General features: G+C 55.7%; 16 protein-coding genes. 9 read left to right on the top strand and 7 right to left on the bottom strand.

Going from position 1 to position 15,170, the window contains the following annotated elements; all coding sequences use genetic code 11:
* The first annotated feature begins 119 nt into the window (after positions 1 to 119).
* Positions 120 to 443 (top strand): DUF1283 family protein, encoded by a 324-nt coding sequence (locus ACTJKZ_RS04890; RefSeq protein ID WP_013357904.1) that lies wholly within the window; start codon positions 120 to 122, stop codon positions 441 to 443.
* 45 nt (positions 444 to 488) lie between these two features.
* Positions 489 to 785 carry a DUF1161 domain-containing protein gene (locus tag ACTJKZ_RS04885; RefSeq protein WP_161735904.1) on the top strand — a complete coding sequence of 99 codons (297 nt, stop codon included), beginning with the start codon at positions 489 to 491 and terminating at the stop codon, positions 783 to 785.
* Positions 786 to 824: 39 nt separating this feature from the next.
* On the opposite strand, the gene ACTJKZ_RS04880 is transcribed toward ACTJKZ_RS04885, so the two are convergent.
* Complete coding sequence (locus ACTJKZ_RS04880; RefSeq protein ID WP_285085753.1) at positions 825 to 2,291, bottom strand: MDR family MFS transporter; 1,467 nt, start codon at positions 2,289 to 2,291, stop codon at positions 825 to 827.
* A gap of 392 nt (positions 2,292 to 2,683) precedes the next feature.
* Here ACTJKZ_RS04880 and ACTJKZ_RS04875 point away from each other — a divergent pair, with 392 nt between their 5' ends.
* Genes ACTJKZ_RS04875 through osmV form a run of 4 tightly spaced genes read left to right on the top strand, consistent with a single transcriptional unit; the run spans position 2,684 to position 6,122 of the window.
* A complete protein-coding gene (locus tag ACTJKZ_RS04875; protein ID WP_222924012.1) occupies positions 2,684 to 3,400 on the top strand; it encodes an ABC transporter permease in 717 nt (238 codons plus the stop codon).
* A 17-nt stretch (positions 3,401 to 3,417) separates the two neighbouring features.
* On the top strand, positions 3,418 to 4,329 hold the full coding sequence (locus ACTJKZ_RS04870) for a glycine betaine ABC transporter substrate-binding protein (protein ID WP_440829311.1): 912 nt from the start codon (positions 3,418 to 3,420) through the stop codon (positions 4,327 to 4,329).
* A 9-nt stretch (positions 4,330 to 4,338) separates the two neighbouring features.
* Complete coding sequence (osmW, locus tag ACTJKZ_RS04865; protein ID WP_010244802.1) at positions 4,339 to 4,986, top strand: osmoprotectant ABC transporter permease OsmW; 648 nt, start codon at positions 4,339 to 4,341, stop codon at positions 4,984 to 4,986.
* Positions 4,986 to 6,122 (top strand): osmoprotectant ABC transporter ATP-binding protein OsmV, encoded by a 1,137-nt coding sequence (gene osmV / locus ACTJKZ_RS04860; protein WP_222924011.1) that lies wholly within the window; start codon positions 4,986 to 4,988, stop codon positions 6,120 to 6,122. Before osmW ends, osmV begins: the two co-directional genes overlap by 1 nt.
* A gap of 420 nt (positions 6,123 to 6,542) precedes the next feature.
* Here osmV and ACTJKZ_RS04855 read toward each other — a convergent pair whose 3' ends face one another.
* From ACTJKZ_RS04855 to ACTJKZ_RS04840, 4 genes are all read right to left on the bottom strand, one after another.
* A complete protein-coding gene (locus ACTJKZ_RS04855) occupies positions 6,543 to 7,919 on the bottom strand; it encodes a nucleobase:cation symporter-2 family protein (protein ID WP_440829310.1) in 1,377 nt (458 codons plus the stop codon).
* A 180-nt stretch (positions 7,920 to 8,099) separates the two neighbouring features.
* Positions 8,100 to 8,798 carry a dethiobiotin synthase gene (gene bioD, locus ACTJKZ_RS04850; RefSeq protein ID WP_161735893.1) on the bottom strand — a complete coding sequence of 233 codons (699 nt, stop codon included), beginning with the start codon at positions 8,796 to 8,798 and terminating at the stop codon, positions 8,100 to 8,102.
* A gap of 113 nt (positions 8,799 to 8,911) precedes the next feature.
* Positions 8,912 to 10,129 carry a sugar metabolism global transcriptional regulator Mlc gene (mlc, locus tag ACTJKZ_RS04845; protein WP_161735892.1) on the bottom strand — a complete coding sequence of 406 codons (1,218 nt, stop codon included), beginning with the start codon at positions 10,127 to 10,129 and terminating at the stop codon, positions 8,912 to 8,914.
* Positions 10,130 to 10,259: 130 nt separating this feature from the next.
* A complete protein-coding gene (locus ACTJKZ_RS04840) occupies positions 10,260 to 11,153 on the bottom strand; it encodes a LysR family transcriptional regulator (protein WP_161735890.1) in 894 nt (297 codons plus the stop codon).
* Between the two features lie 95 nt (positions 11,154 to 11,248).
* On the opposite strand from ACTJKZ_RS04840, the gene ACTJKZ_RS04835 reads away from it, so the two are divergent.
* The 3 genes from ACTJKZ_RS04835 to ACTJKZ_RS04825 all read left to right on the top strand — a co-directional run bounded on the left by ACTJKZ_RS04835 (position 11,249) and on the right by ACTJKZ_RS04825 (position 14,399).
* The gene (locus ACTJKZ_RS04835; protein ID WP_222924008.1) at positions 11,249 to 12,499 is read left to right on the top strand and encodes an MFS transporter; all 1,251 of its coding nucleotides are present in this window, start codon (positions 11,249 to 11,251) and stop codon (positions 12,497 to 12,499) included.
* A 168-nt stretch (positions 12,500 to 12,667) separates the two neighbouring features.
* Entirely contained in the window at positions 12,668 to 12,928 is a 261-nt protein-coding gene (locus ACTJKZ_RS04830) for a hypothetical protein (RefSeq protein WP_033732735.1), read from the top strand.
* Positions 12,929 to 13,214: 286 nt separating this feature from the next.
* Complete coding sequence (locus ACTJKZ_RS04825) at positions 13,215 to 14,399, top strand: sugar transporter (RefSeq protein ID WP_161735885.1); 1,185 nt, start codon at positions 13,215 to 13,217, stop codon at positions 14,397 to 14,399.
* 78 nt (positions 14,400 to 14,477) lie between these two features.
* Here the strand turns inward: ACTJKZ_RS04825 and bhsA (ACTJKZ_RS04820) are convergent, their stop codons facing one another.
* Positions 14,478 to 14,735 (bottom strand): multiple stress resistance protein BhsA, encoded by a 258-nt coding sequence (bhsA, locus tag ACTJKZ_RS04820; RefSeq protein WP_090960886.1) that lies wholly within the window; start codon positions 14,733 to 14,735, stop codon positions 14,478 to 14,480.
* A 36-nt stretch (positions 14,736 to 14,771) separates the two neighbouring features.
* Positions 14,772 to 15,029 (bottom strand): multiple stress resistance protein BhsA, encoded by a 258-nt coding sequence (bhsA, locus tag ACTJKZ_RS04815; RefSeq protein ID WP_253421967.1) that lies wholly within the window; start codon positions 15,027 to 15,029, stop codon positions 14,772 to 14,774.
* Positions 15,030 to 15,170: the final 141 nt, after the last annotated feature.

Raw genomic sequence — 15,170 nt, 5'->3', positions numbered from 1 at the left:
CTGAACGTAAACAAACGACTCACCGCTGGTGAGCAAAGAAACGACGATGATATACTATGAGAACTCGCTGCAACAGCCGTCCCGGATGGCGATGTTTGCGTTAACTAAAGGATATTGTGATGAAAAAAATGATCCCTGCCGTGCTGATGGTGCTGCTCTCTACCGCGGCGTTGACTGCCACTGCGAATACTAACCGTCTGATCATTGAAGATGGCAGTTCTGCGCTGAGCAATGAAGCAGCGCGTCAGGACAAAGAGCAATGGAATGACACACGTATGCTGCGCAACAAAGTAAACACCCGCGTCGAAAAAGAGTTTGATAAAACCGACCGCGCCTTTGATACCCGAGACAAGTGCGAGCAGAGCCTCAATCTCAACGCGTACTGGGAACCTAACACCCTGCGTTGCCTGGATCGCCGTTCAGGTCGCCCGGTAGCGCCGTAAATTTGAGCTATAGTAATGACGGACGACTAACATAAGGAAGACGTGATGAAGCTACAGAGGGTTTTGTTAAGCGCGGCGTTTTTATCTCTGCCGCTGATGGCGCAGGCATCCTGTGAATCGGTGAAAGCCGATATCAGCCAGAAAATCATTCAGAACGGTGTGCCTGAATCAGGTTTTAGTCTCGACGTTGTTGCCAACGATCAGGTTGATCAGGCGGGCGGTCAGGTCGTCGGACATTGTGAAAACGACACACAAAAGATTGTTTACAAGCGAACAGGCCGTGACGATGAAGCTAGCGTCCCTGCCAGTGCCGGCAGTTCTCAGGACGCGCCAGCACAGTAGTCAACGTCAAACCAGGGCGACATCCTGTCGCCCTGCCAGCTAGTCCGCCTGTTCCGGCCGCTGACGCGGCATCATCCATGCCACCCCCACCGCAAACAGCGCAATGACCAGTGCGACTACAAACACCCAGTGCAGTGAGACGGCTATCGCCGCCACCATCTGCTGCAGGTTTTCCGGCTGTAACTGCTGACGACCGGGTTCAGACATGACCTGCTGTACCGGATCCTGCACCTGCGGTAGTCGCCACTGCAGATTGAGATTCAGCACCGCGCCCATAATCGCCGTCCCCACCGCCGACCCGATCATCCGGCTGAACATGATAGACGCGGTACAGATCCCGCGGATCTGGTAGTCCGCCTGGTTCTGCACAGAGACCAGGAAGGTGGTACTGGTCATCCCCATGCCGGTGCCAATCAGAAACGCCGTGAAGCCTGCCTGATAGAGGGAGCTGGCGGGCTGCAGGAACAGCAGCAAGGCGCTGCCAGCGACCAGCAACAGCGCGCCGAGCTGGGCGGTAAAGCGGTAGGACGTGTGGAGCATCAGCCTGCCGCTCAGCGTGCTGGCCAGCGGCCAGCCAATTGACATCATCGCCAGCACACTGCCCGCCTGTAACGGTGAGCCGCCGTGTATCCCCTGAATCCAGGTGGGCAGAAACGCGCTGATGCCCATCATAGCCGCTCCGATAATCAGGTTGCCCGCATTGCCCGCCACAATAAGCCGGCTGCGCCAGATGATTAGCGGAAACAGCGGTGCCGCTGAACGCTGCTCATGGCGTTTAAGCTGCCAGCCCGCGAACAGGGAGAAAAGCAGGAACGGCACCAGCCAGACGCCAAGCTGTTCAGCCTGCAACAGCGCAATCAGCAACGCGGTCACGCAGAGCATCAGCCAGCTACTGCCCGCCAGATTCAGCGGCTTCGCTGTCTCCTCCTTCTGGTGCGCCGGTAACCAGCGCGCCAGCATCAGCATGCTGATCAGGCCTATCGGCAGATTGACCCAGAAAATCACCGACCAGCTAAAGTGCTGCACCAGCCAGGCGCCGGTCAATGGCCCGACTATCGCCGCCACACCCCACACGCTGGAGAGCCAGCCCTGCACGCTGGCGCGTTCACGCGGTGAATAGATGTCGGCCACAATGGTGGAGCTGAGCGGCATAATCGCGCCCGCTCCCAGGCCCTGAAACGCCCGGAAAAGAATCAGCCAGGTCATGGTGTGGGCAAAGCCACACAGCACCGATCCCACCAGGAAGATGGCGGTGCCGACAAATAACATCGTTTTCCGACCCACCATATCCGCCAGCCGCCCGTAAAGCGGCACGCTGACCGCCTGCGTCAGCAGATAGATTGAGAAGACCCAGCCAAACTGAGAAAAACCGCCAAGGTCAGCAATAATGGTCGGCATCGCAGTGGCCACAATAGTGACTTCAATGGCCGCCATAAACATTGCCAGCATGCAGGCAATTAAGATCCAGTGGCGATGCCCGGTCTGGAGTTGTGCGCTTTCAGTCATAGGGTTCCTTTTTTAATCTGCAAGGCTAGCTCAAAAACAGCCAAAGCAGTTTCCCGCGCGTGCGCATCTTCTGCGCCATCTGTGACGGTGTCACCTAAAGTCGATGAATATTTTTTATTGTCGCATTAGCCCAGCGGCTACGCGGCTTTAACACACTTTTAACCTGTTTCTATCTGCCTGATAGATGACTTAAAAGCTGGCTTATGAAAAAAAGGCCTGCTATAGCATTACCCCATCTTGTTCGGTATTTACTGAAAAAGAGTGGATAAACAGTCATTTTATCTACATTTTATCGCAGTTTCGGTTTTGGGTGCGGCGGCAGTTTTTGTCGCACCTGTCGGGCTGTTTATGGTTGTTATAACAATTGAGATCGTCATCAGGGAGATTCTCCTATGCAAAATGCTTCACTGGCCCGACGCGCCGGTCTGGCACTGCTTGCAGTGGTCGCGGTGATCGCAGTACTGATCTGGGGCTTAGGCTGGGATCAGCTGGTCGCACGTAAAGTCGATCTGCTTTATCTCGGGCAGCAACACCTCTTCTTAGTTTTCTGGTCAATGTTGTTCGCTCTGCTGGTCGGTATTCCCAGCGGCATCCTGCTCAGTCGCCCGTTTGCGCGTCGCTGGGCCGAGTATGTGATGCAGATTTTCAATGTCGGTAACACTCTGCCACCGCTCGCGGTACTGGCACTGGCGATGGTTATCATCGGGATTGGCGACCGTCCGGCGCTGATTGCGCTGTTTCTGGCGTCGCTGCTGCCCATCGTCCGCAACACCTTCTCCGGTCTGAGCGCAGTTCCTCCGTCGCTGATTGAGGCCGCCAACGGCATCGGCATGACCAAATGGCAACGTCTGCGTCAGGTTGAACTGCCCAACGCGATGCCAGTGATCCTGGCAGGCGTGCGCATCGCCACCGCCATCAATGTCGGCACCGCGCCACTGGCCTTCCTGATTGGTGCCAGCAGCTTTGGTGAGCTGATCTTCCCGGGTATCTATCTGAATGACTTTCCGACACTGATTCTGGGTGCCGTTGCTACTGCGCTGGTGGCACTGGTTCTGGATATGATGCTGGCCGCGCTGGGCCGCTTTCTGAGTCCGCACGCTGCGGCCTGACCACAAGGAGCTTTGCAATGCTAACGAAGTGGATTAAGAAAAGCGCTGTCGCGCTGACCGCGACGCTGCTGCTTAGCCAGACGGCACAGGCGGCGGCCCCGCTGGTGATGGCGACCAAGAGCTTTACCGAACAGCATATCCTGTCAGCGATGACGGTGCTGTGGCTACAGAAAAAAGGCTTTGAGGTGGTGCCCAAACGTAATATCGCCACCACCATTGGCCGTAACGCGCTGCTGAATAAGCAGATTGATATGGTCTGGGAATATACCGGTACGTCACTGATTATCTTCAACCACATCAGCCAGCCGATGTTTTCACAACAGGCCTATGAGACGGTGAAAAAACTGGACGGAAAACTGGGGCTGGTCTGGCTGAACCCGGCACCGATGAACAACACCTACGCCTTTGCCATGACTCAGGAGCGGGCCAAAAAAGAGGGCATCACTACGATGTCACAGCTGGTCGCGAAAGTGGAACAGGTTCGTCAGTCTGACCCGGACCACAACTGGCGACTGGGACTGGACCTGGAGTTTGCAGGTCGTTCAGACGGCCTGAAACCGCTGCAGAAGACTTATAACCTGGCGCTGGATCGCCCGCAGATCCGTCAGATGGATCCGGGCCTGGTCTATAACGCCATTCGCGACGAATTTGTGGATGCCGGTCTGATCTACACCACCGATGGCCGGGTTAAGGGCTTTAACCTGAAAGTGCTGGAGGATGATAAACACTTCTTCCCGAGCTACAACGTGACGCCGGTCGTGCGTCAGGATGTGCTGGCGAGTCATCCAGGGCTGGATAGTGCCCTTAATCAGCTCTCTGCACAGATCACCAATGAGGCGATTACCGAGCTGAACAAGCGGGTCGATATCGATCATCAGTCACCGGAAAAAGTGGCACGTGATTTCCTTCAATCCAAAAACATGCTGTAAGGAGGCACTGTGGATACCCTTCACTACATCATGGATAACTGGAGCACCCTGCTCACTCTGAGCTGGCAGCACAGCTGGCTGGTGCTGGTTGCGGTCGGTCTGGCCATTGTGATTGGCGTGCCGCTGGGCATTCTGATCGTACGCGTCAGATGGTTAGCAACGCCGATCCTCGGTATCGCTACCGTAGTACTGACTATCCCGACCATTGCGCTGTTTGGTCTGATGATCCCGCTGTTTTCGCTGATCGGTCAGGGCATCGGTGCGCTGCCAGCCATTACCGCCGTGTTCCTCTACTCGCTGCTGCCGATTGTGCGTAATACCCACACCGCGCTGGAGAATCTGCCGGACGGTCTGCGTGAAGCGGGTCGCGGCATTGGCATGACCTTCTGGCAGCGTCTGCGCTGGGTTGAAATCCCGATGGCGCTACCGGTGATTTTTGGTGGCATCCGAACCGCTGTGGTGATGAATGTTGGCGTGATGGCGATTGCCGCCGTGATTGGCGCGGGCGGTCTGGGCCAGCTGCTGCTGGATGGTATCAGTGGCAGTGATATTCGTATGTTAATTGCCGGCGCATTGATGATCTGTCTGCTGGCTATTTTTCTTGACTGGCTGCTGCACCGTTTGCAGCAGGCGCTGACTCCAAAGGGGATTCGATAATGATTACGCTGGAAAACCTGACGAAAACCTTTACCCAGAAAAACGGCACGACTAATAAAGCCGTCGATAACGTCAGCCTGCATGTGCCAGCCGGTGAGATGTGCGTGTTGTTGGGGCCATCAGGCTGCGGCAAAACCACCACGCTGAAGATGATTAACCGTCTGATTCCGGCCACCAGTGGTCGGATCCTGATAAATGGCGAAGATACCAGTACTCAGGACACCACCACCCTGCGCCGCAACATTGGCTATGTGATCCAGCAGATTGGCCTGTTTCCCAACATGACTATCGAAGAGAACATTACCGTTGTGCCACGCATGCTGGGCTGGAATAAGAAGCAGTGTCATGAGCGCGCCACGGAATTAATGAGCATGGTGGCACTGGACCCTAAAAAGTTCCTGCACCGCTATCCGCGTGAGATGTCTGGCGGTCAGCAGCAGCGTATCGGCGTCATTCGTGCGCTGGCGGCGGATCCACCGGTATTGCTGATGGATGAGCCGTTTGGTGCTGTCGACCCGATTAACCGTGAAGTGATTCAGAACGAGTTTCTCGACATGCAGCGTCAGCTTAAGAAAACCGTGATGCTGGTGAGTCACGACATCGATGAGGCGCTGAAACTCGGCGATCGCATCGCGGTATTTGGTCAGGGCAGGATCGTGCAATGCGCCAGTCCGGATGAACTGCTCGCGACGCCAGCCAATGATTTCGTTGGCTCGTTTGTCGGTCAGGACCGCACGCTTAAGCGTCTGTTACTGGTGCAGGCGGGTGACGTAACCGATCAGCAGCCGACCATCACCGTGCGCCGCTCGACGCCGCTGGATGAAGCCTTTGGCATGATGGATGATAACGACATGCGGTCGATTACCGTTGTCGATGAGGATGGCAAACCGCTGGGCTTCGTGAAGCGTCGTGAGGCGCGTAACGTTAGCGGCCGCTGTGAAGAGAAGCTGCATACCTTTAAGGTGACCGGTAAAGCCGAAGAGAACCTGCGAGTGGTGTTGTCGAAACTCTATGAGCACAACACGGTCTGGATGCCGATTGTTGATGAAGAGGGGCGCTACAGCGGGGAAATTTCGCAGGATTATATCGCGGATTATCTCAGCTCGGGTCGTACCCGTCGTCGTCTGAATCCATAGTGCAGTCAGACGAAAGGGCCGCCATGGCCCTTTCAATCGCAGAGAAACCCTAATCCGGGTGAAACTGACAGCAATACAAAAGTTTAATGTGCAGGGAACTGGGTCAGAAGAGGAAAGCGTCCCGCGCCAGGGACGGCGCGGGTCGAGCAGTCAGGGATGACTCTTTTGCGTCTTTCCGATCTGATCCGGTTCCCTTCGCAGACTCGGTCTTATAGCGAATCAGTTTACGGGCTACATGGGACCATTCTTTCTGGTATTTCAGGTAATGGCTCAGGGAGCATACGCCCGCCGCAAAGACGCAAAACCCACCATCCCTGGCCCGCTATACTTTGCTACTGGCGTATGCTCCTATCGCTTTGAATTACTGCGTTGTCTGTAAGGACAACATCGGCCCTTCTGCATTTAACGGCTTTTTAGCTTTTAGCTCTCCGTGAGCGTTTCCGCCTCCACCTCTGCCACCGCAGGTGCCTCGTCTGGCAGGACCAGATTGAGCACAATCGCCAGAATGCCGCCGGTTGTCACCGCGTGACCAAATAAATGGTTAATCAGCGGCGGGAACTGCTTCAGCACCTCCGGCACCGCTTCCACCCCCAGACCAATCCCGAATGAGATCGCGACAATCAGCATCTCGCGGCGACCCAGCGGCGTCTGGGTCATTACCCGGATACCGGCAGCGACTACACTGCCAAACATTACCACTGTCGCTCCCCCCAGTACGGGTGGCGGAATCTGCTGCAACAGCGACCCAACATAGGGAAAGAGCCCCAGCAGCGCCAGCATAATCCCCAGAAGCATACCGACATAACGACTGGCGACGCCGGTCATCTGGATCACGCCATTGTTCTGCGCGAAGGTGGTGTTTGGAAATGCGGAGAAGACCGCAGCCAGCACGCAGCTCAGGCCGTCGGCAACAAGGCCGCCCTGCAACCGCTGCTGAAAAGGTTTACCAGTGATTGGCTGCCGGGAAATCAGGCAGTTAGCGGTGAGATCCCCGACCGCTTCAATCACCGCAATCACAGACACCAGCGCAATCGGCAGAAAAATGGTCCAGTCAAAGGCGAAACCAAACCGGAATAAAGCAGGCAACACCAGCCAGCTGCTCTCCGGCGCGGCCCTGAGTTGCAGATGACCGGTTAAGGCTGCTGCAATACATCCCACCGCGATGCCGGCCACTACCGCCACCAGTCGCGCCCAGCGGTTACGCGAGCGGTTCAGCGCCACGATCACCAGCAGCGTCAACGCACCCAGCGCCAGATTCCCCGGCGAGCCAAAATCTGTGGCGTTGTGACCACCCGCCCAGTCAGTGATGCTGACTTTTATCAGGCTGATGCCTATCAGGGTTATTACCGTACCGGTTACCACTGGTGTCAGCACTTTGCGCAGCGTGCCGACGCAGCGACTGATCAGAACCGGGATCAGCGCCGCCGCCAGGTTGCAGCCAAACAGCATCGCCATAATCTCTTCGGGCGAACCGCCGCGCCCTTTTACCATCAGGCCACCGGAGAGAATCACGCCCAGAAATGCGAAACTGGTACCCTGCAGGCAGATCATGCCCGCCCCGACGCCATAAAAACGTCTGGCCTGCATAAACGTGCCTAAGCCGGAGACGAACAGCGACATGCTAATCAGATAAGGAATATAGGCCTGCAATCCCAGAACCGAGCCAATAATCAGGGGGGGTGTGATAATGCCCACCACGCTGGCCAGCAGATGTTGCAGCGCGGCAAAGAACGCCGGGATGGGGCCAATGCGGGCTTCAAGCCCATATAACAAACCTTTCTCGTGCGAGTGCGACATGATGGGGCTCCAGCTCAGTGTGATAAGCGGAGTTAATGCATTTTCTGCGCCATGACGTCAGGGTTTCGCGATATCCGATCCAGGTCTTTCAATTCTAAATGGAAATAGTTAAAGACAGCCGACAACAAGCCTGAAACTTTAGGCTCATTGCCGACTCAGATGACTTAGTTTGTTTCATAATCAGGCGATCTTTGCACTCACAGCGTGCAGATTGTTCTGCTCCAGCAGAGAAATATCGATGTAAGAGGTCAGATCACGCTGTTCTGCACGCGGCAGATAAGGCAGCTCGCCGAGTAGCGGCGCACTAATTTTTTCACGCAGAATCTCAATAATGTCGCTGTACTGCGCCAGTCCCGGATTGATGCGATTGGCCACCCAGCCCACCAGTGGCAGTCCATCCTGCGCTATCGCTTCTGCGGTTAACAGGGCGTGACTGATACAGCCCGACTGGATGCCGACCACCAGTACCACCGGCAATTGCTGCTCAACGACCCAGCAGGAGAGCGGACGTCCGTCGTTCATCAGGCTGCGCCAGCCACCTGTGCCCTCAACAACCACCCGATCGGCCTGCTGCGTCAGGCTGGTTAATCCCCGGGTCAGCAATCCGTAATCGATAATCTGCCCCGGATGGGTGCAGATCTCCTCTTCCTGGAAAGCCAGCGGATTGATCGCCTGGTATGCCAGGTCGATTGACGACGCGCTTTGCAGAACCTGTGCATCTTTGTTACGCAGGCCATCCGCGGTTTTGACAGCACAGCGCGCGACGGGCTTGAAGCCCACAGCACTCTGTCCGGTCTCGATAAAACTTTGTAACAGCGCGCGGGACACTACCGTTTTGCCTACTGCGGTGTCGGTGCCGGTAACAAATAGTCTGTTCACTCAACTTCTCCTCTCGAACCGTTGCGGTTAATCGGTGATTAACCTTGCTGCGAACCGGCATTTTAAGGAATGGAGGATGAGAACAGATTGCGTTAGCGCAAGTTCAGGCCTGCTTAACCTTGCAACAGTTTCACTAACAGGTGTCCGTTGTAGAGCGCATCTTTGATCAACGCGGCTCCGCCCAGCGTTCCAGGCTCGCTGAATTCAGTAGGTGCCAGCTGAATACCAGCACTGTAGGCAGGCAGTGACTGCTGCAGAATAGTGTTGCGCACTGCGGGAAACAGCACATCAGCGGCGGCATTGAGAGGAGAACCGATAAGAATATGTTGTGGATTAAAAATGTTGACCATCATTGCCAGGATCCGCCCAACGTGATGCCCGACGCTGGCAATGGTGTCACGCGCCAGACGATCACCCGACTGCGCGGCCGCACACAGTGAAGTCAGCGTCAGCGGCTGGTTATTGAGCAGACTGTCAGGCTGGGCAGGCAGACGCTGCGCCGCCAGCGCCAGCAAACTGCCGGTGCTGGCTACCGTCTCCAGACAGCCATGATTCCCGCAATAGCACTGCTGGCCATAAGGGTCGATCTGAGTATGGCCAATCTCAACCAGCGCCCGGCCACTTTTATGCAGTAGCTGACCGCCACTGATGACGCCAGCCCCCACGGTTTCATCAATCACAATCTGAATCACATCCTGCGCGCCCCGGGAAGCACCAAACAGCGACTCCGCCAGCGTCCAGGCTGAAATGTCATGCTGCACAAACACCGGTAAGCCGGTTCGCGCCGCCAGCGCATCGCCCAGCGGCATATCGCGTACCTGATAACCCGGCAGCCGATGCACCACGCCTGATGCCGCGTTGATCAGCCCCGGCAGCGTAATGGCGATGGCCGTGAGACGCTCCAGCTTCTTCTGATGACGAATAAAGAAAGCATCGACCTGGTCAATCAGCGAGGTCAGTAAGGGCTGAGCAGCTTCATCCGGCAGAGGGAGACTCTCTTCTGCCAGCTCACGGCTGCTGAGATCGCGCAACGTAAAGGTCATGGCACCGCGATGCAGACGAATCGCCAGATAGTGCCAGGCGTCGGTATCCAGTATCAGGCCAATGGCCGGACGGCCACGGCTGCCGGGATCCTGAAACTCAGTCTCCTGCACCAGATGCGCATCCAGCATCTCGCGCACAATTTTGGTTATGCTGGCCGGAGCAAGCTGGGCACGGCGGGAAAGTTCGATACGCGAAATGGGACCGTAACGGTCAATTAATCGATATACGACACCTGCATTAGTCTGCTTGATCTGGTCAATGTGGCCAGGTTGACTGTCCGGATTCACAACCCTGCTCCCGGTTATTTTCGCGCTTCTAAATAAACATGCGCCATGGTGAGGCAGATCAGGCGACAGCGTCAAATATTTGATTAGAAATGTGATTTATCGCACAGATTGATGCTGTGTCACGCTCGCTTCAGGCGTGGTTTTCACGCAGCAACGCCATCATATTCTCCATCTGCGCATTTATTTCGCGTCCGGCTGACCAGACCAGCCAGAGTTCTGAAATCGCATCCTCTTCCGTTAAGGGCAGCCAGACCAAATCGGCCAGCCGTGCCCGGCGAAAGGAGGCGGGCAGAATGGAAACGCCTAAACCGGTTGCCACCAGCCCCAGGATGGTCATCGCCTCACCCACTTCCTGGGTGATGTAAGGCTTGATGTGGTAGCGGTGCAGCAATGCCAGAATATCGCTATAGAGCGCGGTTCCGCCCTGAGGATCGAAAAAGACAAAGGGTTCAGCCGCCAGCGCCGTCACAGAGATCTTTTCAGCCTCAGCCAGCAGATGCGCCTTGTGCACCACGGCATAGAGCGGCTCGCTCAGTAGCAGCTGATGACGCAGGTCGGCGGGCAGCGGCGTGTTGCGCATCACGCCGAGATCGAGCCGTCCGTCATGTAACGGTGCCAGTTGCTGGCGAGTGTTGATCTCCTGCATCTGAATATGCACCTGCGGCCAGCGCTGACGAAACTGGAACAGCGCATCAGAAACCACGGCGGTAAACGGAGCCGATGAGGTAAAGCCGATCCGCAGCTCTCCCTCTTCGCCACGATGTAACCGGGAAGCGCGATCGGCCGCCTGCTCAACCTGCAACAGTATCGCCCGGGCATCGCTCAGCAACTGATGGCCGGCGGCGGTCAGCTGCACGCTGCGGTTGTTACGGGTAAACAGCCTTGCGCCGGTCTCCGCCTCCAGCTGAATAATCTGCTGGCTGAGCGGCGGTTGGGAAATATTCAGACGCTGGGCTGCCCGCCCGAAATGGAGCTCTTCCGCCACCGCAATGAAGTAGCGCAGATGACGCAGTTCGATATTCATATTTTAAACGTCTTATTTGAGATTATTAATATATTAGACAACATAATGCCACTTTCCTAAGCTGACGACAGGTTTTCAGACTGAGAGGAAGATGTGTGAGTCGCTCAATACAGGCCACAGTGGATGAGAAAGCGGTGGCTGAACCGCAGGAGTCCGTTGCCGCAGCAGGTCATATCCGGCGGGGAACACCCGCTTTTATGCGCGTCACGCTGGCGCTTTTCTCTGCGGGGCTGGCGACGTTTGCCCTGCTCTACTGCGTGCAGCCGATTCTGCCGGTGCTGTCACAGCAGTTTGGTGTTTCTCCGGCGACCAGCAGCCTGTCGCTCTCTATCTCTACCGGCCTGATGGCGCTGGGTCTGCTGGTGACCGGGCCGCTCTCTGATGCTATCGGGCGCAAATCGGTAATGGTGACCGCTCTGATGCTGGCGGCCATCTGCACGCTGATCTCCGCCACCATGACCAGCTGGCACGGCATTCTGATTATGCGGGCGCTGATGGGACTGTCGCTCAGCGGTGTTGCGGCGGTCGGTATGACCTATCTTAGCGAGGAGATGGATGCGCGGGTCGTCGCCTTTTCAATGGGGTTGTATATCAGCGGTAACTCAATTGGCGGGATGAGCGGGCGTCTGTTAAGCGGTGTCCTGACCGACCTCTTCTCCTGGCGCATCGCCGTGGCGGTGATTGGCTGTTTTTCGCTGGCCTCAGCGCTGATGTTCTGGAAGATCCTGCCTGCATCGCGTCATTTCCGCCCCATCACGCTGCGTCCACGTAATCTGCTGATTAACTTCCGGCTGCACTGGCGCGATCCGGGCCTGCCCTGGCTGTTTGCCGAAGGCTTTCTGCTGATGGGTGCCTTCGTCACCCTGTTTAACTATATTGGCTACCGTTTACTGGATGCGCCCTGGCATCTCAGCCAGGCCGTGGTGGGTCTGTTATCAGTGGTCTATCTCACCGGCTCATGGAGTTCACCTAAAGCGGGTGCGCTGACCAGTCGTCTGGGACGCGGGCCGGTGATGCTGGGCGCAACAGCCATCATGCTGCTGGGTTTGCTGGTCACTGCCTTTAACTCGCTCTGGCTGATTCTGCCTGGAATGATGCTGTTCACCGCCGGTTTTTTTGCCGCTCATGCGGTCGCCAGCGGCTGGATTGGTCCCCGTGCACGCCGGGCGCGTGGGCAGGCTTCCTCGCTCTATCTGTTCAGTTACTACGTGGGTTCCAGCGTGGCGGGCACGCTGGGCGGTCTGTTCTGGCATAATTTTGGCTGGAGCGGAATCACGCTGTTTATCAGCGTTCTGCTGATCCTGGCGCTGCTGGTTGCCTCGCGTCTGCATAGTAAAAGACTCTGACCGTTTTCTCCCGAGCCAGGCTCCGACCTCTCCAGCGGGCCTGGCAGCTTATCATGCTGAACATTCCCTTCAGATCCATAACAAACAAAACGTGCTTTTCCCGCTATAATCCTTTTTATTGTAATAATTCATCTGCTTTGCCTTTTAACACGGCAACAAGGACCGCCTGTGGCTCTCTACTACTACGTTAATAAACAATCGGGATATAACGATAATCATGTTGTTCATGCCGCGGGCTGCCCCCATCTTCCTGACATGGATAACCGACTGTTTCTGGGCAGTTTTTATCATGTGAATGCCGCCATTCTGCAGGCAAAAAAATATTATGCGGGAGCCATCGGCTGCGAAAACTGCTGTCCGCTTAATCACAGCGACCCGCAGGCCAGTCAGCTTAGTGTGGCCCTGAAACATACTCCGCCATCGCGTTAATCAAACGGACAGCCCAGAGGTGAAACGCTTCCCGCTGTGCTGTTCCATGACATCCTGCCTGAGGGTAACCCGCTGCTCTGAATGATGATTGCACCTCTTCGCTCCTGATAACCTCAGGCTATCGCCCTGTGACAGGGAGATAATTAAAAATCAGCAATAAAAGGCATTTATAAGGTTTCGCTTCCCGCTTTATTCACTACAATGGTCAGTAATTTGTGACGCAGGTCACTTTCACTGGATGTTTCTGCCACATCCGATTTCGCTGTACTGACTGACTTGACTCCTCATGCAACCAACAACTGTTTCACGTAAAACTGCCTGGCTACGCGTGGTATTGCTGGCCATCGCCGCATTTGTCTTCAATACCACCGAGTTCGTGCCGGTTGGCCTGTTGTCCGATATCGCTGCTGACTTTTCAATGCAGACGGCTGATGTCGGGATCATGCTGACCATCTACGCCTGGGTAGTCGCACTGCTTTCACTGCCGCTGATGCTGCTGACCCGCAACATTGAGCGACGGCTGCTGCTGGGCGTGTTGTTCCTGATTTTTATCGTCAGCCACATACTTTCGACCGTCGCCTGGGATTTCCGGTCGCTGATGGTATCGCGCGTCGGCATCGCCCTGTCTCATGCGGTGTTCTGGTCGATCACCGCCTCGCTGGCGATTCGTGTTGCCCCGGCGGGTAAAAAAACCCAGGCGCTGAGTATGCTGGCGACCGGTACCGCGCTGGCGATGGTGCTGGGCGTGCCGATTGGCCGCGTAGTGGGACAGTATCTTGGCTGGCGCACCACTTTCGGCGCAATTGGGCTTTCGGCTCTGGTGCTGATGATCATGCTGGTACGTATTCTGCCACGCTTGCCGAGTGAGCATACCGGTTCGCTGAGCAGCGTCCCGATGCTGTTTCGTCGTCCGGCGCTGGTCAGCATGTATCTGCTGGTGACGCTGGTGGTGACCGCGCATTACACCGCCTACAGCTATATCGAGCCATTTATGCAGACCGTCGCGCACGCCAGCGGCAATTTCACAACCCTGCTGCTGCTGCTGTTTGGTTCAGCGGGCATTATCGGCAGCCTGCTCTTCAGTACGCTGGGTAACAAATTTCCTTCCGCCCTGCTGATTGCTGCCATTGCGCTGATCACCCTTTGCATGGGCCTGCTGATCTTTGCCGCCGTCCGCCCTGCAGCTATCTCCACGCTGTGCGTTGTCTGGGGAGTGGCGATGATGATGATCGGGCTGGGTATGCAGGTGCGGGTACTCTCGCTGGCACCAGATGCCACGGATGTTGCAATGTCGCTGATGTCCGGTATCTACAATATTGGTATTGGCGCGGGCGCGCTGCTGGGTAACCAGGTCAGTCTCCATCTGGGCATGGCTGAAGTGGGGAATGTCGGCGGGATGATTGGTCTGGTGGCGTTGCTGTGGTGTGTTTATATTTTCCGACGCTATCCGCAGTTACGCAGTAACGGATAATCAGCGCGGTACTAAATAAAAAAGGCTTCAGATAAGTAGGTTTATCTGAAGCCTTTTTATGATTATTTATAGCGCCTGTTACTTATAAAGAACGGCTGTGCCATGCAGGTTGTTGCTGCCAGAGGTCGAAGTGATGCGGAAAGACTTTGCGCCGACATCGCTGGCCTTCTCTGACAGTTGCTGTTCCAGCGAGGTCAGATTCGTGCTGCCCGTTGCGCTGATGACACCGATTTTTTGCTGATCCAGCGGGGTGCTGCTTACCTGTTGGGCCGCCACGCTGGCAAAGGAGAGGCCACTTAGCACCGCCGCCGCGACCATCATATTGATACGTTTCATAACGAACCCCTTCTCACTTCATCTGTTGAAACCAAATTACTGATAAATCACAGCCGTGCCGTGCAGTTTATTCTGGCCGCTGGTTGAGGTGATGCGGAATGATTTCGCACCGGCTTCATCAGCTTTGGCACTCAGCTGTGATTCAAGGGAAGTCAGGTTGGTGCCGCCTTGTACTGAGATGGTGCCTACTGGCTGCTGATTAGACGGCTCACTGGTCACGAGATCAGCGGCATAAGCGCCAAAGGTCAGGGTAGTCAGTAGCAGTGCTGCCAAAATAGTTTTGATGGTTTTCATAAAATTCTCTCTATTCGGTATTTGAATTCGGATGGTCTGAGTCAAGTTGTCGTCGTTTAATTAACGAACGTTAAATAAATGATAGACTCTGATCCGATTCGTCGTCAATATTTATTTAATGAGCGTTATTTTATTCGTGAT

Origin of the sequence: Pantoea sp. 22096, from assembly GCF_052045955.1 — a bacterium.
Classification (GTDB): domain Bacteria; phylum Pseudomonadota; class Gammaproteobacteria; order Enterobacterales; family Enterobacteriaceae; genus Pantoea; species Pantoea alfalfae.
The sequence above is the reverse complement of the archived record's forward strand: the minus strand, read 5'-3'. Positions and strand labels throughout refer to the sequence as shown.

Excerpts from the sequence above, each read along its gene's own strand:
- ACTJKZ_RS04880 (WP_285085753.1), bottom strand. The coding sequence starts at position 2,291 with ATGACTGAAAGCGCACAACTCCAGACCGGGCATCGCCACTGGATCTTA.
- bhsA (WP_090960886.1), bottom strand. The coding sequence starts at position 14,735 with ATGAAACGTATCAATATGATGGTCGCGGCGGCGGTGCTAAGTGGCCTC.
- ACTJKZ_RS04840 (WP_161735890.1), bottom strand. The coding sequence starts at position 11,153 with ATGAATATCGAACTGCGTCATCTGCGCTACTTCATTGCGGTGGCGGAA.
- osmV (WP_222924011.1), top strand. The coding sequence starts at position 4,986 with ATGATTACGCTGGAAAACCTGACGAAAACCTTTACCCAGAAAAACGGC.
- ACTJKZ_RS04825 (WP_161735885.1), top strand. The coding sequence starts at position 13,215 with ATGCAACCAACAACTGTTTCACGTAAAACTGCCTGGCTACGCGTGGTA.
- ACTJKZ_RS04885 (WP_161735904.1), top strand. The coding sequence starts at position 489 with ATGAAGCTACAGAGGGTTTTGTTAAGCGCGGCGTTTTTATCTCTGCCG.
- bhsA (WP_253421967.1), bottom strand. The coding sequence starts at position 15,029 with ATGAAAACCATCAAAACTATTTTGGCAGCACTGCTACTGACTACCCTG.
- ACTJKZ_RS04855 (WP_440829310.1), bottom strand. The coding sequence starts at position 7,919 with ATGTCGCACTCGCACGAGAAAGGTTTGTTATATGGGCTTGAAGCCCGC.
- ACTJKZ_RS04875 (WP_222924012.1), top strand. The coding sequence starts at position 2,684 with ATGCAAAATGCTTCACTGGCCCGACGCGCCGGTCTGGCACTGCTTGCA.
- ACTJKZ_RS04890 (WP_013357904.1), top strand. The coding sequence starts at position 120 with ATGAAAAAAATGATCCCTGCCGTGCTGATGGTGCTGCTCTCTACCGCG.
- ACTJKZ_RS04870 (WP_440829311.1), top strand. The coding sequence starts at position 3,418 with ATGCTAACGAAGTGGATTAAGAAAAGCGCTGTCGCGCTGACCGCGACG.